Below are 19,517 nucleotides of genomic sequence, written 5' to 3'. Positions count from 1 at the left end.
AGTGGCTTCAATCCTCACACCCGATTACAGTTTCTGAGAACTCAGAGAGCAAGAATTACCGGGTTTTTCGGCGCGATAATCAGTTCTGAAATCGAGGCGGGCGCGACTTCACAGATGATATCGACGGACGGCGACGGCGACACAAAGCATATCGGTACCACGGTCACAGAGGGACGTATGGACAACGCCGACGTCGAGTTAGCCTTCGGCGAGCAGGATCTGCTCCCGGCGGTCGCCCAGGACGCGACCTCGGGAGAGGTGCTCATGCTCGCCTTCGTCACCCGGGCGGCCGTCGAGCGGACCCGCGAGACCGGGCGGGCCCACTACTACTCGCGCAGTCGCGACGAACTCTGGGAGAAAGGTGCGACCAGCGGCCACATCCAGACTGTGGAGGAGATCCGGGTCGACTGCGACGGCGACTCCCTGCTGTACCTGGTCGAACAGGAGGGCGGCGCCTGTCACACCGGGTATCGCTCGTGTTTCTACCGTACCATCGACGGCGAGGTCGTCGGGGACCGGGTGTTCGACCCCGACGACGTGTACGATGAGTGACGGCGCGGGCCCCGACGACGTGGCGGCCCTGATCGACGACCTCGAATCGGCCCACCGCGCGGCCGAGAACGCACGGGCTCGCGTCGAGGAGCGCGGAGCGGGCGATCTCGAAGCCGTCGCCCAGCAGTACGACCGGCTCCAGGAACTGTTCGACGACTACGAGGAGGAGGCGACCGGGGACGGCGACTTCAGGGTCTTCATCGAGTTCCAGGAGGAGATGGAGAAGTTCGTCGACAGCCTCCCCGCGGACCTTCCCCACCGCGAGTGTTTCGAGGAGGTCGACGACATCATGCAGCAGCGCCGGCTCACGGAGTCGGACTTCGAGCGGGCCCGGACGGCGCTCTCGCCGGCCGCCGACGACGCCGCCCTCCTGGAGGAGCGCGAGGCCACCCGGAGCCGGTACGGGGAACTGCGCACCCGTGCCGAACGTCGCGTGCGAGAGCTCGACGAGCGGATCGCCGACCTCGACGCCCTCGTCGCGATGGGCGAGACCGACCTCGACGCCCCGGTCGAGCGACTGCGCGAGCCCATCGAGTCCTACAACGACGCCGTCGAGTCGGCCTTCCGTGCGTTCAAACGCGAGGCGAGCGCCCGGGACGTGCTGGCGTTCGTCGAGACGACAGCGTCGTTCCCGCTCGTCGACTACCGCCAGCCGCCCGCGAAGCTGACGGACTACATCGAGAGCCACCCGCCGGGGACCGAACCGATCCCCACCCTGCTCGACTACGCCGACTACTCCAAGTCCAAACTCGACCACTACGTCGACGACGCGACGGCGCTGAAGACGGCCATCGGCGCCAGTCAGACCTACCTCCGGCGGCTGGACGGTGGCCCGTTGACCGTCTCGTGGCCGCCGCCGCCCGCCGAGGAACTGCGCTTTCTCGCCCGGGAGCTGATCCAGGTCGCGGGCCGGTTCGCGCCGGAGGATGTGGTCGCGATGGCCCGGACCGTCCGGGCGCTGACCGACCGCGAGGACTACGAGCGGCTCCGCAAGAGCGCGCAGGCTCGCGAGCAACTCGACGACGCGGAGCGCGAACGGCTCCAGTCCGGCGCGGTCCAGGCGGAGCTGGACGCCACGCGGGAGGCACGCGAGGAACTGGCGGCGACGCTCTCGGAACTGCCGGGTTAGTCCCCGTCGCGGGCGGCGACCATGGCTTCGTGCATCCGTTCGACCAGATCGGCCGACCGCGCGGGGTCCTGTGACTCGGCGTAGACGCGGATCACCGGCTCGGTCCCGCTGGGCCGGGCCAACACCCAGCTGTCGCCGTAGTCCAGCCGGTAGCCGTCGGTGGTGTCGAGGGTGGCGTCGGCCTCTCGCGCGACGGCCTCGACGGCGTCGAGCAGGCGGCGGCGCTCGTCGTCGGTCTGGTATTTCACGTCGGTCCGGAGCAACTGGTAATCGTCGTAGGGCGCGATCACCTCGCTCGCCGGTTTCGCCGCCAGGAGTTCGAGGAAGCGCGCCGCGGTGTAGGCCCCGTCCCGGGTGATCCGGTAGTCGGGGAAGAGGATGCCGCCGTTGCCCTCGCCGGCGACGGGGACCGACTCGCCGTCGGCCTGGAGGTCCCGGATGCGCGTGATGATGTTCGTGCTGCCGATGGCCGTCAGCGACAGAGCCGCACCGGCCCGGTCGGCCACGTCCACCAGCCGCTGGGAGACGTTGACCGCCGAGACGGCGGTGTCGCCCGCGTCGAGTTCCGCGGCCGCCAGCGCCGCCAACGCCCCGTCGCCCTCGATGAACTCGCCGTTCTCGTCGAAGAAGATCGCCCGGTCGGCGTCCCCGTCGTGGGCGATCCCTACGTCGGCGTCGGCTGCCCGGACCAGCCGTCCGAGATCGGCCAGGTTCTCCGCGACGGGTTCGGGGTCCCGGCCGGGGAAGTGGCCGTCCGGCTGGGCGTTGACGGTGACCACCTCACAGCCGAGTTCCCGGAAGATCCGGGGGCTGGTGAGCGCGCCCGCACCGTGGCCGGGATCGAGCGCCACCGTCAGGTCGGCGGCGGCGATGCGCTCGCGGTCGACGGCGGCAAGCAGTTGCTCGACGTAGCGGTCCCGGGCGTCGTCGATCCGCTCCTCCCGGCCCGTCTCGTTCCAGGCGACCGCGGCGAAATCCTCGGCGAGCAGGCGCTCCTCGACGCGTTCGAGCGTGCCCCGTGAGAGCTCGATCCCGTCGGCCCCGACGAGCTTCACCCCGTTGTACTGGGGCGGGTTGTGCGAGGCGGTGATCATCACGCCGGGGACGCCGACTCGCTCGCAGTAGGCCTGCAGTCCGGGCGTCGGGACGACACCGAGTCGGTGCACGTCCGACCCGACGCTGGCCAGGCCGCTGGCGGCGGCGTTGCCCAGCATCTCGCCGGTGGTTCGCGTGTCCCGGGCCAGCGCGACGGCGTCGGCGTCCCAGACCGAGCCGGCAGCCTGCGCGATGTTGCAGACGAATTCGGGGTTGAGGTACTCGTTTGCCACCCCGCGGACGCCGCTGGACCCGAAGATTTCCATCACCAGACGCTCCGGACGGCGACCCACTAAACCTTGCCACTTATCGGCGGTCGCGTGCCCGTTCCCAGGCCCGAAGCAGTCCCGCGAGGGTCCGGTTGACCGGCGCGTCGATCCGCTCGGCGACGGCCCCGTTGATCGCGTCGACCTCCGTCCGGCGCTCGGCCAGTACGTCCTGGTACATCGAGGACGTGTTGTCGGCCGTCGCCTCGGCGACCCGCCGGACGGCCGCGACCGCCGCCTCGTCGGAGAGATCGACCCCCGCCGCGCGCGCCGCCCGAGCGGTCTCGCGTGCGGCCGCTGCAGCCACCTCGCTCGCCGGCCCGTCCAGCACCGCGCCGTTCTCGATCCGGGCCAGCGCCGTGGTGGCGTTGATCCCCGCGTTGACCGCCAGTTTCTCCCAGGTTCGGCGGGGCATGTCCGCCGCGACCGTGGTCTCGATGCCCGCCTCGTCGAAGGCCGCACCGACTCGGTCCGCGGCGGCGGACTCGCCGCCCTCACGCGGTCCCAGTACGACCTCGCCGACGCCGGTGCAGGTGACCCGGCCCGGCTCGGTCAGCATCGCCCCGTAGGTACAGGTACCCGCCAGTACCGGGCTGTCGAGGCGATCGCCCAGTCGGGCCTCGTTGTCGAGGCCGTTCTGGAGCGAGAGCACAGTTCCGGGGTCGCAGTCGGCCAGCGCGGCGGCGGCCGCGTCGGTGTCGTAGGCCTTGACTGTCACGACTGCCAGGTCGGGCGATGCATCGGGCGGCACTGCGGTCACGCCGTCGGGGTCGACGTGGCACTCGATCTCGCCATCGACGGTCAGACCCTCGGCGGCGACGGTTCCGGCGTGGGGGGCTCGCCCGACGAGCGTCACGCGATGCTGTCGGGCGAGCAGGCCACCGACGAGCGAGCCGAGGCTCCCGGCCCCGAACACGAGGACGTCCACGGTCGCCGGTCAGTCCTCGGTCCAGTAATAGATGTCCTCTTTGGGCGCGCCACAGGTGGGACAGGCCTCGGGGATGTCCTCGTCGATGTCGCCCATCTCACCACACTCCCAGCAGCGCCACATCAACTCGGCCTCGCCCCACTCGTGACCGGAGGTCACGTGTTCCTCCGAGAAGCCCTCGATACCCTCGTCGAGGGTCACGTAGAACCCGTGTTCGTCGAAGCCCCGGATGCGGCCAAGTTCGTTGCCCTCGTCGTCGTAGACCGTCTGTCCGAACGACGGCGTGGTGCCCTCAGGTGTGTCACTCATACCCATGACGATTCGTCGGGCCGGTGGTTAAATCTAGCCCGGATCACAGTGGGTCGGGGTCGTCGACCGGTCGCGGTGCGGTTGCGGGGCGGATGCGGAGTCACCAGCACGGCACTGGAACGCGCGCTACGGCGCGCGTTCCGCTTTTTTCGCCCACGTTTTTGCGCCGAGTGGTTCGCGCCTGTAGCGCGAACCCGAGGCGGAAAGGGTAGGCTTACATAAAGTCGCCAATCCCGCTCTGTTTGTTGTTGTCGTTCTCGAAGATGCGTTTGATGGACTTTTGCAGAATTTCGAGGCGCTGGGTGGTGTACTCGCGGGTGCCGTACTCCTCGGCGACTTCCAGCGCCGTGTCGATGTACTTGTTCACCGACCCGTGATGGACGGTCAGGGTCATGTCCCCGCCACAGTTCCGGCAGTCACCGGTCAACGGGACGCGTCGGTACTTCTCGCCACAGTCCAGACAGCGGGTCTCCTGCTGGGAGAACGCCCGGAGGTTGCCGATGATGTCGGGCAGGAAGTGGTACTCGATGACCCGTTCGGCCACGTCGGTCTCGTCGACGGCCCGGAGTTTCCGGGAGAGCTCCAGCTGGGCGTTCATCTTCTTCATCATGTCGTCCAGCGTCTTGTACGCCGACAGGTCCGGCCCCAGCGCGATGTTGCTGGTGTCGTGGGTGTGCCGGAAGCCGGTGTACTCCCGGTCGGTGCCGAGGTTCTCCTCGGCGATGGTCATGATGTCCTCGACCGCCTCGGGGTCGGCCATCTCCCGCGTGGCCTCGTAGAACTCCCGGGGGTACTGGTCCATCACGTCCATGTTGTGGGCCTCGTCGTCGATCTCGGTGGGGTCGATCCGCGAGGACATGACCAGGGGCGCGTCCATTTTTCCGCCACGCTTGTCAGGGAGGAATGATTTACTGAAATTCAACATTCCGTCCATCAGAAGCATCACGCAGTCTTCGTCACCGTCGCATTGAGCGACGGAGAGGTCGTTCGCAACGAGTGAGTGGGTCTCCGAGACGGTCAGACAATACACGTGTTCTTCGTTCGACTCTTCGTAGGATACGTCGCTTACCGGGTCGAACACGATATCGTCTCGGCCACCGTCGAACGCGTAGGCTGGGCCCGTTCCCACGTTGGTCTCGGCGACGCGTTCGGCAAGTAGTCGGTCCTTTCGTGAGAGGTGGAATCCGACCCGATCGGCGAACGCGACTGCGTCCCGCCGTGAGATTGTCAGTTCGAAGGTCGGTCGGGAGCGTGAGTCGTCGGTCCGCTCGTAGAACTCGGGGAACTGGTCGCGGAGAAGCCTAGTTTCCGTTTCTCGGACGGTCGCCGTGATCCCCAGTCGGCTCAGGAGTGCCACGAGGTCGTGTCGCAGTTCCGGACTGACGGTCGTCGCCGTGACGCGCGGTGCACCGCCGTCGGTCGAACCGTCTCCGCTGACGTAGCCACTGAGATACGCCTCGACGATGGCGTCCGGTGAATCGAAGACGCATTGTGGGACACGTTTCGTGTGCGCGAGATGTCCAGCGTCGAGGATGGTGTCGAAAAACTCGTGCAGGAGTCGACCCGAGGCCGTTACCTTCGCGTCGTTCTCCTCGTATGGTTCGAGACCGAACTCGGTCGAGAACACGTCATAGAAGAACTCACGGGCTTCGGGTTCGGTCCCACACAGCGTGGTCTGGAAGATGTCGCCCTTCGTGGTCTCCTGCCGGCGCGTGAAGCCCTCCGCCGCGTAGTACCCGAGGAGTGTCGCCACCCGGGTGTCAAGTGTGACCGTGCGGTCTATCTCGGCGCTGTCCCGCTTCAGGCCGAGTTGCACGTCCGACGGGACGAACTCGAATAGGTCCGCGTCACTGTCGAAAAACTGTCTGAGGAGCGAGACCGGAATCGACTCCCTGTAGAGGTAGTTACTGAGGCGTTTCTTCGTGAGTCCAAGGTAGTCCGCTGTACTCTGGAGTGGATAGAACCGGCCATCCCAGCCGTCGGCGAGTCGTCGCTCGAACAGGTCGTACAGCCGGTCCTTGTCCAGCCCCTTGACCATCAGACGGTCGGTGTCGACGGTTTCGGACCGGAGGAACTCCGCGAGGAGGTCGAACTCGATCGTCTCTGACGTGGCGACGCTATCGAGGTGCGACGGCGTCACCATGGTTTCGGTCTCGTCGAGTTCACTCGCCGAGACGGACACGATACGACCGATCTCGCCGTCGAATACGTGGACCTCGTGGTCCGGTGTCAGCCGAAGCGTTCGGCCGGATTCGGTCTCAACTCTGACGAGGTGGTCCGGAGCAGGGTGCTTGCTCAGCGCTTCCACGGGTCGAGCGTCCTGTGACCCATCGTCTGCCAGTGCCGGGACCCGGAGTGTTCCGTCGAGGTCGTCGAGGCGGTCGACGAGCGTCCCGAAGTCGTCAGTCTCCGCTCGTTCCGGGTCGAGATACGTCTCGACGAGCGACTCGATGGACTCGTGGTGCCACGTGTCATCCTCGTCCTCGTACCAGACTTTCGTCTCGGGATGGAAGCAATTCCGGCGTTTCGCGGCGTGGAAGTACGGATGGGCGTACCCGACTGCGGCTGACGTAAATCCGACAATTCGGCCAACTGTCGCCGCGCTCGTGTGCGGTGCCATCCCGAACACCAGCTCCCCGACGAGTTCCTGGCGGTCGTCGAGGTCGTAGAAGGGGTCCAGCCCATAGTAGGATTCCAGCAGGTCGTCGACGAAGTCGGCCGTCTTGAGCATGTGTTCGGCCGCGCCGTTCGAGAGGACGATGTCCTGGACTTTGAGTTCCACGAGTTGATCGTCGTGGCGCAGGGGTTCGCCCTGCATGTCCTCCTCGTAGCCGAGTTCGCGGAACTGGTCTGCGGTCACGTCGAGTTCGGCGGGGCGAACGGCGGTCACGGGCAGGTCGGTCATGTCGTAGCGGACCGTGCCGTCCTTGAACGCCGAGACGCCGTGTTTCGATCTGAGGATCCCCTTCTCGATCGGTTCGGGGGTCTTGGTCTTCGAGGAGAGCCCCTTGACGCCTTTGACGATGTCGAAGGCGTTCTCGCGCAGGCCCACGCTGTCGAGGGCGTCGCGGAACTGCTCGCGGACGTTGATCGTCTCGTACTGGACGGGCGAGGCCAGCGACTCACAGCGGTGGCACTCGGCCCGGCCCGAGGGGTCGGGTTCGACCTCGATGTCACAGTCCCGGCAGACGTAGACGGCGTCGGTGACACCGTTGCAGTCGGGACAGCGGGCGTGGTAGGTGCGGGTGCCACAGTCGGTACACTCCCGGCGACCGACCTGTACCTCGATCTCGCCCTGGGTGCCCTCGACGGCGTCACCGGCGTCGGCGGCTTTGGACACGTCCCGCTGGTTCCCGCCGGCCTCGCCGATGGGAAAGAGGGTGTGGACCGCCGGCGAGAGTTCGCGGGACTCGGACTTCTCGGGTCGCCCCATCCGGTTGCCGATGCGGGTCGGGGCCCGTTCCCGGATCTCGAAGGGCGCGACGGCGTTGACTGCGCGGATGGCGTTGTCGCCGCCGTCGTACTCACGGGCCGTGGCGGGGAGGTCCTCGGGGGCCCACTCTCGCTCCAGGCGCTCCGTGAGGCCCAGCGAGACGACGAGGGCCTTCCAGTCGGGGACGACCAGTCGGTCCTCGTGCTGGTGGTGTTCGACGAGGAGGCTCTCGAGGACGCCCGAGACGTCCTCGGGATCGTCGGCTCGGGGGACGATCAGGTCGCCCTCGGCGGGATCGCCGTCGCTGGTATCCGAGACGACGGCGCCATCAGTGTTCGCGATCTCCCCGTCGGCCACGGCCGCCGCCAGCCGCTCGAACTCGTCGACCGAGATGTCGTGCCAGCAGTAGGTGTAGTTCGGATGGATCGGGGCGTCGTACTCCATCGCCCACTGGATGGCCTCGTCGGCGCTGGGATCGGACAGATCGACGCGCACCGAGTCGCGCATGGCCTGGACGTCGGCGGCCGAGGCTTCGAGGTCCTGCTCCCACCACTCGACGGTGTAGCTGGCTGGAGCCAGGGGGTGATTGTTCTCGACGAACTCGCCGTAGTTGACCAGATACTCCCCCAGATCGAGGATGGCCTCGACGCCGTTGCGGACCGCCAGCGCCTCTCCGGGGTCGTCGATGCGGCGCACGTCGCCGTTGGCCAGCCGAACCGTTGGCCCCTCGATGGTGTCGACGGGGACGACGCCCGCCGCCTTGCCGGGGCGCTCGGTCTTGATCTGGGTCCCGGTCGCGAGGAAGTCGTCGACCAGGTGCATCGTGGCGGGGTGAACGCCCGCGGTCGCGAACCCGTGATTGCGCGCCCGGCCGTAGCGCAGGCGAAATCCACCGGGTTCGCTCGGGTGGGTGAACACCGGTCGACCGGCGATCAGGTCCCGCAGGAACTTCTCGGAGGGGTCGACGCGGGGCGGTCCCGCCGGTTCGTCGGTCGCGTCCTCGGCCGCGTCGTCGGCCTCGCCGTCGCTCGCCTCGGCCTCCTCGCCGTCCTCGCCCTCGTCGTCGCCGTCGTCCTTGCCGATCGTGCCGTCGATGAGGTCCTGGAGCCAGGGCCACTCGACTTCCTCTAAGTTGCGGGTGTAGCGCTGGATCTTCGGGGCTTTCAGGGCGATCCCCTCGGCGAAGACCAGACACATCCCGCCGCGAGCGGAGTTGGTGTCGATCCGTTCGAGGTCGCGATAGCCCGAGACCTCGTCGTCGCCGGTGGCCTCCCCGTCCAGCATGATCGGCATGTGCTCGGCGATGAACTTGCTCTCTTTCTCCTTGGGTGAGTACTGCAGGCCCGTCTCCTGGTCGTAGAGGTCGACCTCCTCGGCGTAGCGACCGATCTCGTCCTTGCGAGCTTTGAACTCGTCCATGCCGAGCAACGAGCGGGCGTAGTCGGCGACCAGCACGGACAGGGCCTGTGCGGTCCCACCCGCAGAGCGGATCGGGCCGGCGTAGTAGACGTTGACGAACTCCGTCCCGTCGTCGTTCTCGAGGACCTCGACGCGGTCGATGCCCTCGATCGGGGCGGCGACGACACCCTCGGTCAGGAGGGCGACCGCCGTCCGCACTGCGCCCTCGATCTTGCCGGCGTCGGTGTCGTAGTCGCCGACGGAGCCGTCCACGAAGTCCTCGACGAGTTCGAGCGCGGCCTCCTCTCGGCTCATCTCACCTTCGAGGTCCCGCACCCGTTCGGCCACACCGTCGATGCCGAGGATATTCTCGACGCGGTCGGCCATGTCCCGCGCCGTGGGAATCTCCACGTCTTTCGTGGGGTCGCCGCCGCGCTCGCGGGCCGCCTGTGCCACCTCGAAGGCGTCGTCGAGGTCGGCTTCCAGCCGCTCGAAATAGCGGTCGTCTGCCTCTCGCATTAGAGCGGCCAGAGGTCCAGATCGGTTGTCTCGTCGTGCTCCCGGTCCAGTTTCGTGTCGAACTCGCGGACGTACAGTTCGCCCGCGAACGTCGTCGCCTCGTCGAGGTGGCCAGCCACGACCGAGCCGTCCTCGCGCGAGAGCGTCATGTGCGTGTGGGCGAAGCGCTCGCCCTCCAGCCAGGAGACGTTCCCGACGGCGGGCACGACCTCGAACGGTTCGTCGAACTCGACGGTCTGGTACTCCTGGTCGTCCTGGTCGTAGAACAGAAGCGTCGCGTCCTGCACCGCACCCAGGCCGATGAAGAAGGCCGCGTCGATGCCCTCCTCGTCGGCGAAGGCCTCGATCTGACTGCGCCAGCCGACGCCGTGGTCGAGCCGGGCAACGTACTCCCGGGCACCCTCGACTTCACGATAATCCATGTCGTCTCACAGGACGGGACGGGTCAAAAATCTTCGTCGTTCGCGGCGACCGCCCCGCCGCTGTGACTGGTCGGTGCTGGCAGTCGAGAAGCGAGCGCGGTGTGGCCTCAACACCACTCGTCGAGCGAGGCGGCCGCTGTAAGTGGGATGGACGCCCAGGCGTCGTCCTGACACGGGTACGCAATGATGAACTGATCGACCTCGCCGCTGTCGACCGAGCCCATCGCTTCGCAGTCTGCGACCGATTCCCTGGCAGCGCCATCCTGTGCCATGCATGAGAGTCTTACACACGACAATAAAAAAGTGCCGGAATTTAATGGTGTCCTTTTTCAGTGTGGTCGATTCTGCTGGCCCGGGCGAGTGGGCCGACTCGTTCGGGACTGGTTTCGGGGCCGACGCCCGGGTGTGATTGGGCGGGGTGTCGCGGGCGCGGGCGGGGCCAATGTGAAGGCCTTTGTAGGTGCAGGCAGGATTTGGACCCAATATGAAGGTCGCAGACGCCATGACGCCCCGTTCGGCGGTCGTCACGGTCGAGTTGCCAGGGACGCGTGACGACGTCCTCGAGTATCTGCAGGAACGGGCGTTCTCGTCGGTCCCCGTGATCAAGGAGGGAGACGACGGCGAGGAGTTCCGGGGGCTGGTCTCCCGGGACGCACTGATCGAACAGCCCGACGAGGACCAGCTCGCGCTCCTGGTCGAGGAGGTCCCCACGACAACCCAGGACGCCGACCTCACCGAGGTCGCGGAGCTGATGGTCACCGAGGACGCGCGCCGTGTGCCCGTCGTCGACGGCCGACTCGAAGGCATCGTCACCGTCACCGACGTGATCCACGCCATCGCCGAGGGCGAGGTCGACGGCGACACCGAGGTCGGCGACCTCGCGACCCGGGAGATCAACTGCGTCTACGTCGAGACGCCCCTGCCCGTGGCCGAGCGGGAACTCTCCCACGCGGGCGTCCCCTACGCGGTCGTCCTCGACGAGGACGGCGACATGGACGGCATCATCACCGAGGTCGACATCCTCGACGTGGCCCGCGTCGTCGAGGGCGAGGCCGACACCGGCGAGTCCATCGCCGACGACGACGACGACTGGAAGTGGGAGTCGGTCAAGGCCGTCGGCAACAGCTACATGCCGACCCGCAACGTCGAGATCCCCGCCAAACCCGTCCGGGAGTTCATGAGCGACGGCCTGGTCACCGTCTCGAAGCGCCGGACCGCCCAGGACGCCGCCCAGTTGATGATCGACAACGACATCGAGCAGATCCCGCTCGTCTCCGGTGACGTCCTCGCCGGCGTCGTCCAGGACGTGGACTTGCTTCGCGCACTCTACCGATGACCGACGACACCGCAACCGACCGACTCACGGAACTGGCCAAGCGACGGGGCTTTTTCTTCCAGTCCAGCGAGGCTTACGGCGGCGTCTCCGGCTTCTACGTCTACGGTCCCGAAGGCGCGACCCTGAAGGAGAACCTCGAAGACGCCTGGCGCGACCGGTTCGTCCGCCGCGAGGGCCACATGGAGATCGAAGCCCCCAACGTCATGCCCGAACCCGTCTTCGAGGCCTCGGGCCACCTCGACGGCTTCGACGACATGATCGTCGAGTGCCCCGAGTGCGGGGCCTCCCACCGCGCGGATCACATCGTCGAGGACAACACCGACATCGAGGAGGCCGAGTCCATCGCCATCGCGGAGATCGAGGAGATCATCGCCGAGAACGACCTGGTCTGTCCGTCCTGTGGCACCGACCTCGCCGGCGAACCCGTCGACGACTTCAACCTCATGTTCGAGACGAACATCGGCCCGGGCAGTTCCTCGCCGGGCTATCTCCGTCCCGAGACCGCTCAGGGTATCTTCGTGGAGTTCCCGCGACTGAAGGAGTACGCCCGCGGACAACTCCCCTTCGGCGTCGCCCAGATCGGCGCGGCCTACCGCAACGAGATCAGCCCGCGAAAAGGGCTGGTCCGCCTCCGGGAGTTCGCGCAGGCCGAACTCGAACACTTCGTCGATCCCGAAACCGACGAACCGGACCTGGAGTCGGTCGAAGACGTGGAAGTCACGCTGTACTCGGAAGCCCGCCAGGACGACGACGACGGCGCACCAGTCGAGATGACTGTCGGCGAGGCCGTCGAAGAGGGCGTCGTCGGGAGCGACTGGGTGGGTTACTACCTGGGCGTCGCCCAGGGCTGGTACGAGCGCATCGGCGTCGACATGGATCGATTCCGGTTCCGCCAGCATCGCTCGGGCGAACTCGCCCACTACGCCGCGGACTGCTGGGACGCGGAAGCCGAGATCGGTGGTGACTGGATCGAGATCACCGGCTTCGCCTACCGCGGCGACTACGACCTCACCAAGCACGGGGAGTACGCCGACGACGACTTCACGATCTTCAGGCAGTACGACGACCCGATCACCGTCGAGCGCGCCACGGTCGAACCGGACATGAGCTACCTCGGTCCCGAATTCGGCGGTGACGCCGCCGCCGTGGGCGACGCCCTCGAAGCCCTCGCGGAACGGGACCGCTCGGCGTTCGAAGACGACGAGGTGACCGTCGACGTGGACGGCGCGGAGTACACCGTCCCGGTCGAGAAGACCGGCTTCGCCGTCGAGGAGGTCACCGAGGCCGGCGAACACGTCACGCCACACGTCGTCGAGCCATCCTTCGGTGTCGACCGGCTGGTCTATACCGTGCTGGCCCACAGCCTGACGCAGGACGACGCGGGCGAGGGAAGCGAGGCTTCAGCCTCGGACACGAGCGGTGATAGCGAGGCGCGAAGCGCCTCGGACCATTCGAGCGGGCAAAGCCCGCGAGAAGAAGCCGCGAGCAGTGACGACGAGGACGACGAGCGCACCGTCCTGACCCTCCCGCCGGAACTCGCGCCGACGACGGTGGCGGTGTTCCCGCTGATGGACAAGGACGGGCTGGGTGAGCGAGCCGGGGAGATCGCCGAACGGCTCCGCCGGGCCGGTTTCGAGGTCGCCGAGGACGCCTCCGGCTCCATCGGTCGGCGCTACCGCCGGCAGGACGAAGTGGGGACGCCCTACTGCGTGACCGTCGACTACGACACGCTGGAGGACGGGACGGTGACGATCCGCGACCGGGACACGACGGCGCAGGCCCGCGTTCCGGTCGACGAGCTGGCTGGCGTCGTCGCGGACCTGCGGGCCGGCGAGACGACCGTCGGCGCCCTCTGATGGCCAACGAGGTCGCACGCCGACTCGTTCACGCGAGTGGCGCGGGGGTGCCCGGGCTCTACCTGCTGGACCTGCTCACCTGGCCACAGTTGCGCTACCTGCTGGTCGGTGGGCTGGCGCTCACCGTCGTCCTCGAGGTGGCCCGCCTGGGCTTTGGCTTCGAGTGGGTCGTCTACGACGTGCTGACCAGGGAGTACGAACAGGACAATCCGGCGGGGTACGCGCTGTACGTGTTCAGCGGGTCGACGACCGGCCTCCTGTTCGGACCGACGATCGCCGTCCCCGCCATCCTGATGCTCACGCTCGGGGATCCGGTCTCGGGCCTGCTCAGCGCGGACGAACTCCGGTCGATCAAGCGACCGCGCGTCCTCGGCGCCATGTTTCTGGTCTGTACTGGGCTGGCGCTCCCGTTCGTCCCGCCGGTGGCGGCGGTGCTCGGGGGACTGGCGGCGATGCTGGCCGACGGCGTCAAACCCGTGATTCGAGGCTACGTGATCGACGACAACTTGACCATCCCGCTGGTCGCTGCAGGGGCGATGACCGTCGGCCTGGCCCTCGGACCGGTGCTCTGACCGTCACGCGACCTGCACGCCGTCGATCAGGACTCGCGTGCCGGGGTCGGGGGTGTCACCGTTCTCCCGAGCCTCACCCTCACCGGGATCGGTAATCCCGACTTCCCAGCCGTGGGCCTTGGCGATCTGCTCGACGATAGCCAGCCCGAAGCCACTACCCTCCTCGGCGGTGGAGTAGCCGGACTCGAACACCGTCTCGTACTCGTCGTCGGGAATCCCCGGGCCGTCGTCCTCGACGTACAGGCCGACGATCCGTGCGTCGTCGTCGGTGTCGTCCGCCGCCGTGGTTCCGACCGTCACCGTCACGGCCGAGTCGGTGTGCCGAGTCGAATTGTGAAAGAGGTTCTCCAGGAGTTGCTGGAGACGGCTCTCGTCGGCCCGGATCGTCGGTGTCTCGGCGATTTCGAGGGTGGCGTCGTCGCCGCCGGCCATCTCCCAGGCCGCCCGGGCGGTGGCTTCCAGGTCGACCGGTTCGGTCTCGGCCACACGCTGGCCCTGCTGGGCCATCGTGAGCATGTCGCTGATGATGACGTCCATCCGGTCGAGGGCGCGGCCCAGGCGGTCGAGGTGTTCGGGCACGTCCTCGCGACGGTCGGGGTCGTCGAAGTCCTCGGCGGCCAGGTCCCGCGTCGTCTTGGCCACGTTCAGCGGGTTCTTCAGGTCGTGGGAGACGACGCTGCGGATGACCTCGAGCTGGTCGTTCTGTCGTTTCAGCTCCTGCTCGTGTTCGCGGAGTTCGGTGATCTCCCGGGAGTTGACGACGAAGCCCTGGACGTCGGGGTCGTCCAGCAGGTTGCGGCCCCGGGATTCGAGGACGGGCCAGGAGCCGTCGGGGTGTTTGAACCGGAACTCGACGGTCGGCTGTTTGTCGGGGTCTTTGACCGTCTCGAAGAACTTCTCCATGGCCTCGTCGCGGTCCTCGGGGTGCGCGTAGTCGAAGATGTACTCGCCGACCATCTCGGCCGGTTCGTAGCCGAGGATGTGTTCCGCGGAGGGAGAGAGGTACTCGAAGCGGGCGTCCGGGCTGATGATCGAGATGACGTCCGTCGAGTGTTCGATGAGCTTGCTGAACCGCTTCTGGGTCTGCTCGACGGCCTTCTTCGCGCGGTACTGGTCGACGAGGTTGACGATCCGGTTGGCCAGTACCGTGTACTGGCCCTCGTCGGGTTCCTTCTGGAGGTAGTCGGTGACGCCGGCCGAGATCGCCTTGCTCGCGATCTCCTCGCCGCCCTTGCCGGTGAAGAGGATGAAGGGGAGATCGGGGTAGTCGGTGCGGACGGCTTCCAGAAACTCCAGGCCGTCGGTCCGGGGCATCTCGTAGTCGCTGACGATACAGCCCACGTCGGCCTCCTGGAGGTACTCCAGGCCCTCCTCGGCGCTGGTCCGGGTGGTCACGTCGATGTCCCGGCGTTCGAGCATCGTCTTCGACAGCGACAGCATGTCGGGGTCGTCGTCGACGTGGAGGATCGAGACCTGGCCGTCGCTCCCCTCGTCGGTCCCGTCGGTGGTGATCGCGGCGTCGGCCAGTGGTCCGGGTGAGAGTCCGGCCGATGAATCCTCAGTCATGCGCCTCCAGTATCGCCTCGAAGTACGGCACCATCACGTCCATCGCTTGCTGCCAGTGTCGATCAGTGTGCATGTCGTGGAGTTCGACGGCCAGGGCGTACCGGGCCGCCTCCGGGCCGAACCCGGACTGGCCGTATCGTGGTTTGTGCGGGTACTCCTCGTCGCTCATCGCCGCACGGAGTTCGATCACCTGGGCCCGCTGGATCGGCGTCCAGTAGTCCCGGCCGGTCTTGTGGTTGCGCCAGGCCGTCGTCGATAGCTCGGCGTAGCGTGGGTTCATCCCCAGGATAGAGGCCCGTTCGCGGAACTTCTCGCGGACGGGCTCCCAGTCGGCCTCGATCAGGTCGTCGTCGTCGATCTCGCCGTCGGCCATGTGGTCGACCTCGACGTCGTCTTTGGCCCACAGGGCCGCGACGTAGGCCGTCGCCGCGTGCGTGGCGGTCTCGGTGTCGACGTGTTGAAACTGGAGCGCGTCGACGGTGGCGAAGGCTTCGACAGCCTCGTCTCGTCGTTTCCGGTCGTGGGCCTGGAACCCCAGACAGACCTGTTCGGCCATGTGCTGGGCCGTCTCCTGCTCGGTCCAGTCCCGGTTCTCGGGCTCACGCATCGGTTCTCACTCCGGATTCCCCCACTGTCCGTGACGGGTGGCGACGGCGCGTCGCTGCCGGGTCGAGACCGCACCGGACAGCCCAGACGGCCGACAGCCCGACAGAGACGCCCGCCGCTCCCGGTTTCCGGACATTCGTGTACGCTATCTCGTTGCTCCAGCCATTAATATCTCGGCGTGTTTCGAAGTTCGATTCGCTGGACTGTTCCTCGGGCCGACGGACTACCGGCCGTCCGCGTCGTCGCCGCGGAGCGTCATGCAGACACTCTCCAGGTGGGCGATCAGTTCGTCGTCGGGCCCGGTCACGTCACACTCGACGAGGCCGACCGTCCGGCCGTCGTGCGTGATCGTCGCTTCCGCCATCAGGCGCTGATCCCACACCGGCCGCAGGAACTTCACGTCGAGTTCCAGCGTCGTGAACGACTCGTCGGGCCCGAGCGTACTCGCGTAGGCGTACCCCATCGCAGCGTCGCCCAGATCACAGAGGACACCCCCGTGAAGCGTCCCCATCGGGTTGGCGTGTTCCGGCCCGGGCTGGAGCGAGAGGACCGCCCGCCCCGGCTCCGCGTCCTCGAGTTCGAACCCCAACAGTCGCCCGATTGGCGGCCCGAAGTCGGCCAGCGCCGCCATCGTCGCGGCCTGGCCCTCACCCATCGGTGGCTCGCCACCCTCGTCGGTGAACTGCGCGATAGAGCGCTGCAACTCCGCGTGGTCGGCCGCCAGCGTCTCCAGCGTCTCCGCCACAGCCTCGTCGTCGCCGCCCAGTCGCTCGTACACGTCGCCCGGCAGGGCGACCGTCGTCTCCCGGCGTTGGTCTGCCATACCCTCCGGTTCACACCAGGGGGTGCTAAGCTGTGTGTTCGTGGACGGACGCGTCGGTGCGACGCCGACGGCCAGCAATCGAGCGCGCTTCACTTCCACCCCGGTACGCGAACGCTTAACCGGCGGTAGCGGGTATCCCGGGTAATGGCAGCGACCGACGAGGTCGGACACGTCGAGCACCCCCTGTTGACCGAGGGACTGCTGGAGGACCGGCAGTACCAGGTCACACTCGCCGACGCGGCCCTGGCGGACCACACCCTGGTCTGTCTCCCGACGGGCCTGGGCAAGACCACGGTGAGCCTGCTGGTCACCGCAGACCGCCTCCACGACGCCGGCGGGAAGGCGCTCTTTCTCGCGCCGACGAAACCCCTCGTGACCCAGCACGCCGAGTTCTACCGCGAAGCGCTGGAGATTCCCGACGAGGAGATCGTCGTCTTCACCGGCGAGGTCAGGCCCGACGACCGGTCTGACCTCTGGGACGACGCCCGCATCGTCATCGCCACTCCCCAGGTCGTCGAGAACGACCTGGTGGGGAATCGGATCTCCCTGTCCGACGTGACCCACCTGACCTTCGACGAGTGTCACCGCGCCAGCGGCGACTACGCTTACAACTACATCGCCGAGCGCTACCACGACGACGCAACGGATCCGCTAGTGACGGCGATGAGCGCCTCCCCCGGCGGCGACGAGGAGGCGATCCTCCAGGTCTGTGAGAACCTCGGACTCCGGGAAGTGGAGGTGATGACCGAGGACGACGCAGACGTGGCCGAGTACACCCACGACACCGATCTCACCTGGGAGCGCGTCGAGTTGCCCGACGAAGTGATCGAGATCCGGGACGCGCTCAACGACGTGATCTCGGACCGGCTGGGCAAACTCAAGGAACTCGGGGTGAGCAACAAGACCAGCCCGGACCTCTCGGAGAAGGAACTCGTCCGCATCCAGGCGAAGCTCCGGGAGCTGATGAACAACGACCAGTCGGAGGGGTACAAGGGGATGAGTCTCCACGCCGAGATCCGGAAGCTCAACACGGCGGTCAACTACGTCGAGACCCAGAGCGTGGAGTCGCTCCGCAGATATTTCGAGCGGCTGAAACAGGCCGCCCGCGCCTCCGGGGCCTCGAAGGCCGACCAGCGGCTGGTATCCGATCCCAAAGTCCGCGAGGCGATGCGTCGGGCGGAGAACTACGACGACCTCCACCCCAAGTTCAGGCAGGCCCGCATCCTCCTGGCGCAGACGCTCGGGCTCGACGGCGGGGAGCGCGTCATCGTCTTCACCGAATCGCGGGACACCGCCGAGACGCTCGTCGAGTTCCTGGGCAGTCACTTCGAGACCCGGAAGTTCGTCGGGCAGAGCGACACCGAGGGCAGCGACGGGATGACCCAGACCGAGCAACAGGAGACCCTGGACGCCTTCCGGGCCGGCGAGTTCGAGGTGCTCGTCTCGACCTCGGTCGCCGAGGAGGGACTGGACGTGCCCGAGGTCGACCTCGTACTCTTCTACGAACCCGTCCCCACCGCGATCCGGTCGATCCAGCGGAAGGGCCGGACCGGCCGTCAGACCGAGGGGCGCGTGATCGTCCTACTGGCCGAGGACACCCGTGACGAGGCCTACTTCTGGAAGTCGCGCAACGACGAGAAGCGCATGGAACAGGAGTTGCGCGATCTCAAATCCGTCGCCGGCGAGATCGAGTCCGAACTCCACGGGACGAAACTCGACGACTACGCCGACGCCGGTGGCGAGACTGACACGTCCGCCGGTGGAGACGAAACGGAGGGGTCGAGCGACGCGGGCGACGCCGCAGGGGAAACGGCGGGCGACGAGGGGAGTGCTCGGGCGACGGCGGGGCAGACGAGCGGCCAGTCGGGCCTCTCGGCATTCGCGGCGGACGGGACCGATCGGTCGGTCGACGGAGACGAAACCGAGGGGTTCAGTGGAAGCGGCGGCGACGAAGCATCGGCCGGTGGAGACGAAACTGGGGGGTCCGGGGGCGGTGGGGGGGACGGTGACGGCACCGACGAAGGTGTCGTCGCGGAAGCCGCGCCGGACGGCGAGACGATCGAGATCGTGGCCGACCAGCGGGAACTCGATTCGACCATCGCGCGGGACCTCTCGACGCGCGAGGGGATCGAGACACGCCTGGAGACGCTGGCGGTCGGCGACTACGTCCTCTCGGATCGAGTCGTCGTCGAACGCAAGACGGTGGGTGACTTCCTCGACACGCTCACCGGCGGGGACCGCTCGATGTTCGAGCAGGTCGGCGACGCAACCCGTCACTACGCCCGCCCGGTCGTGATCGTCGAGGGCGCGGACCTCTACGGCGAGCGCAACGTCCACCCCAACGCGATCCGGGGGGCGCTGTCCTCGCTCGTCGTGGACTTCGGCGCGAGCGTCCTCCGGACGACCGACGAGGACGACACGGCCGACCTCATGGAGGTGATCGCCACACGCGAGCAGGAACAGTCGGACCGCGAGGTGAGCATCCACGGGGAGAAACAGTCGAAGACCCTGTCGGAACAACAGGAGTACGTCGTCGCCTCCATCGCGGAGGTCGGCCCCGTCACCGCGCGGTCGCTCCTGTCTCACTTCGGCACCGTCGAAGGTGTGATGATCGCCAACGAAGAGGACCTCCAGGAAGTCGAGGGCGTCGGCGCGGTGACCGCCGAGCGCATCCGGGAGATCGTCGGGAGCGACTACGAGGGCTAAG

General features: G+C 67.3%; 15 protein-coding genes. 6 read left to right on the top strand and 9 right to left on the bottom strand.

The window, feature by feature from the left end; translation table 11 throughout:
* The first annotated feature begins 177 nt into the window (after positions 1 to 177).
* Both hisI and EAF64_RS07710 read left to right on the top strand, forming a co-directional pair.
* Entirely contained in the window at positions 178 to 552 is a 375-nt protein-coding gene (gene hisI, locus EAF64_RS07715; RefSeq protein WP_129068391.1) for a phosphoribosyl-AMP cyclohydrolase, read from the top strand.
* Positions 545 to 1,681, top strand: a complete 1,137-nt coding sequence (locus EAF64_RS07710; protein WP_129068390.1) for a DUF7118 family protein — start codon at positions 545 to 547, stop codon at positions 1,679 to 1,681. The genes hisI and EAF64_RS07710 overlap by 8 nt, the downstream gene beginning before the upstream one ends.
* Here the strand turns inward: EAF64_RS07710 and glmM are convergent.
* The 6 genes from glmM to EAF64_RS20890 all read right to left on the bottom strand — a co-directional run bounded on the left by glmM (position 1,678) and on the right by EAF64_RS20890 (position 10,323).
* A complete protein-coding gene (gene glmM, locus EAF64_RS07705; RefSeq protein WP_129068389.1) occupies positions 1,678 to 3,042 on the bottom strand; it encodes a phosphoglucosamine mutase in 1,365 nt (454 codons plus the stop codon). The two genes, EAF64_RS07710 and glmM, sit on opposite strands and share 4 nt — an antisense overlap.
* A 40-nt stretch (positions 3,043 to 3,082) precedes the next feature.
* Entirely contained in the window at positions 3,083 to 3,970 is an 888-nt protein-coding gene (locus tag EAF64_RS07700; RefSeq protein WP_129068388.1) for a ketopantoate reductase family protein, read from the bottom strand.
* Between the two features lie 9 nt (positions 3,971 to 3,979).
* Positions 3,980 to 4,279: a DUF7130 family rubredoxin-like protein gene (locus EAF64_RS07695; RefSeq protein WP_129068387.1), complete on the bottom strand. Its 300-nt coding sequence runs from the start codon at positions 4,277 to 4,279 to the stop codon at positions 3,980 to 3,982.
* A gap of 214 nt (positions 4,280 to 4,493) precedes the next feature.
* Positions 4,494 to 9,629 carry a DNA polymerase II large subunit gene (polC, locus tag EAF64_RS07690; protein ID WP_129068386.1) on the bottom strand — a complete coding sequence of 1,712 codons (5,136 nt, stop codon included), beginning with the start codon at positions 9,627 to 9,629 and terminating at the stop codon, positions 4,494 to 4,496.
* Positions 9,629 to 10,051: a PPC domain-containing DNA-binding protein gene (locus tag EAF64_RS07685; RefSeq protein ID WP_129068385.1), complete on the bottom strand. Its 423-nt coding sequence runs from the start codon at positions 10,049 to 10,051 to the stop codon at positions 9,629 to 9,631. Before EAF64_RS07685 ends, polC begins: the two co-directional genes overlap by 1 nt.
* A 107-nt stretch (positions 10,052 to 10,158) precedes the next feature.
* Positions 10,159 to 10,323, bottom strand: coding sequence for a DUF7556 family protein (locus EAF64_RS20890; protein WP_193767614.1), 165 nt, complete (start codon positions 10,321 to 10,323; stop codon positions 10,159 to 10,161).
* A 212-nt stretch (positions 10,324 to 10,535) separates the two neighbouring features.
* Here EAF64_RS20890 and EAF64_RS07680 point away from each other — a divergent pair, with 212 nt between their 5' ends.
* The 3 genes from EAF64_RS07680 to EAF64_RS07670 are packed head-to-tail and all read left to right on the top strand — an operon-like array spanning position 10,536 to position 13,815.
* Positions 10,536 to 11,387 carry a CBS domain-containing protein gene (locus EAF64_RS07680; protein WP_129068384.1) on the top strand — a complete coding sequence of 284 codons (852 nt, stop codon included), beginning with the start codon at positions 10,536 to 10,538 and terminating at the stop codon, positions 11,385 to 11,387.
* On the top strand, positions 11,384 to 13,243 hold the full coding sequence (gene glyS / locus EAF64_RS07675) for a glycine--tRNA ligase (protein WP_129068383.1): 1,860 nt from the start codon (positions 11,384 to 11,386) through the stop codon (positions 13,241 to 13,243). Before EAF64_RS07680 ends, glyS begins: the two co-directional genes overlap by 4 nt.
* Positions 13,243 to 13,815 carry a dolichol kinase gene (locus EAF64_RS07670; protein ID WP_129068382.1) on the top strand — a complete coding sequence of 191 codons (573 nt, stop codon included), beginning with the start codon at positions 13,243 to 13,245 and terminating at the stop codon, positions 13,813 to 13,815. The genes glyS and EAF64_RS07670 overlap by 1 nt, the downstream gene beginning before the upstream one ends.
* A 3-nt stretch (positions 13,816 to 13,818) precedes the next feature.
* On the opposite strand, the gene EAF64_RS07665 is transcribed toward EAF64_RS07670, so the two are convergent.
* The 3 genes from EAF64_RS07665 to EAF64_RS07655 all read right to left on the bottom strand — a co-directional run bounded on the left by EAF64_RS07665 (position 13,819) and on the right by EAF64_RS07655 (position 16,810).
* Entirely contained in the window at positions 13,819 to 15,381 is a 1,563-nt protein-coding gene (locus EAF64_RS07665) for a hybrid sensor histidine kinase/response regulator (protein WP_129068381.1), read from the bottom strand.
* Entirely contained in the window at positions 15,374 to 15,988 is a 615-nt protein-coding gene (locus EAF64_RS07660; protein ID WP_129068380.1) for a hypothetical protein, read from the bottom strand. Before EAF64_RS07660 ends, EAF64_RS07665 begins: the two co-directional genes overlap by 8 nt.
* 222 nt (positions 15,989 to 16,210) lie before the next feature.
* A complete protein-coding gene (locus tag EAF64_RS07655; protein WP_129068379.1) occupies positions 16,211 to 16,810 on the bottom strand; it encodes a PaaI family thioesterase in 600 nt (199 codons plus the stop codon).
* 144 nt (positions 16,811 to 16,954) lie between these two features.
* Here EAF64_RS07655 and EAF64_RS07650 point away from each other — a divergent pair, with 144 nt between their 5' ends.
* Complete coding sequence (locus EAF64_RS07650) at positions 16,955 to 19,516, top strand: DEAD/DEAH box helicase (protein ID WP_129068378.1); 2,562 nt, start codon at positions 16,955 to 16,957, stop codon at positions 19,514 to 19,516.
* Position 19,517: the final 1 nt, after the last annotated feature.

It is taken from the genome of Halorientalis pallida (genome assembly GCF_004118325.1).
GTDB lineage: Archaea > Halobacteriota > Halobacteria > Halobacteriales > Haloarculaceae > Halorientalis > Halorientalis pallida.
The sequence above is the reverse complement of the archived record's forward strand: the minus strand, read 5'-3'. Positions and strand labels throughout refer to the sequence as shown.

Coding starts and splice junctions, on each gene's coding strand:
- hisI (WP_129068391.1), top strand. CDS start 178: ATGGACAACGCCGACGTCGAGTTAGCCTTCGGCGAGCAGGATCTGCTC.
- EAF64_RS07710 (WP_129068390.1), top strand. CDS start 545: ATGAGTGACGGCGCGGGCCCCGACGACGTGGCGGCCCTGATCGACGAC.
- glmM (WP_129068389.1), bottom strand. CDS start 3,042: ATGGAAATCTTCGGGTCCAGCGGCGTCCGCGGGGTGGCAAACGAGTAC.
- EAF64_RS07695 (WP_129068387.1), bottom strand. CDS start 4,279: ATGAGTGACACACCTGAGGGCACCACGCCGTCGTTCGGACAGACGGTC.
- polC (WP_129068386.1), bottom strand. CDS start 9,629: ATGCGAGAGGCAGACGACCGCTATTTCGAGCGGCTGGAAGCCGACCTC.
- EAF64_RS07685 (WP_129068385.1), bottom strand. CDS start 10,051: ATGGATTATCGTGAAGTCGAGGGTGCCCGGGAGTACGTTGCCCGGCTC.
- EAF64_RS20890 (WP_193767614.1), bottom strand. CDS start 10,323: ATGGCACAGGATGGCGCTGCCAGGGAATCGGTCGCAGACTGCGAAGCG.
- EAF64_RS07680 (WP_129068384.1), top strand. CDS start 10,536: ATGAAGGTCGCAGACGCCATGACGCCCCGTTCGGCGGTCGTCACGGTC.
- glyS (WP_129068383.1), top strand. CDS start 11,384: ATGACCGACGACACCGCAACCGACCGACTCACGGAACTGGCCAAGCGA.
- EAF64_RS07670 (WP_129068382.1), top strand. CDS start 13,243: ATGGCCAACGAGGTCGCACGCCGACTCGTTCACGCGAGTGGCGCGGGG.
- EAF64_RS07665 (WP_129068381.1), bottom strand. CDS start 15,381: ATGACTGAGGATTCATCGGCCGGACTCTCACCCGGACCACTGGCCGAC.
- EAF64_RS07660 (WP_129068380.1), bottom strand. CDS start 15,988: ATGCGTGAGCCCGAGAACCGGGACTGGACCGAGCAGGAGACGGCCCAG.
- EAF64_RS07655 (WP_129068379.1), bottom strand. CDS start 16,810: ATGGCAGACCAACGCCGGGAGACGACGGTCGCCCTGCCGGGCGACGTG.
- EAF64_RS07650 (WP_129068378.1), top strand. CDS start 16,955: ATGGCAGCGACCGACGAGGTCGGACACGTCGAGCACCCCCTGTTGACC.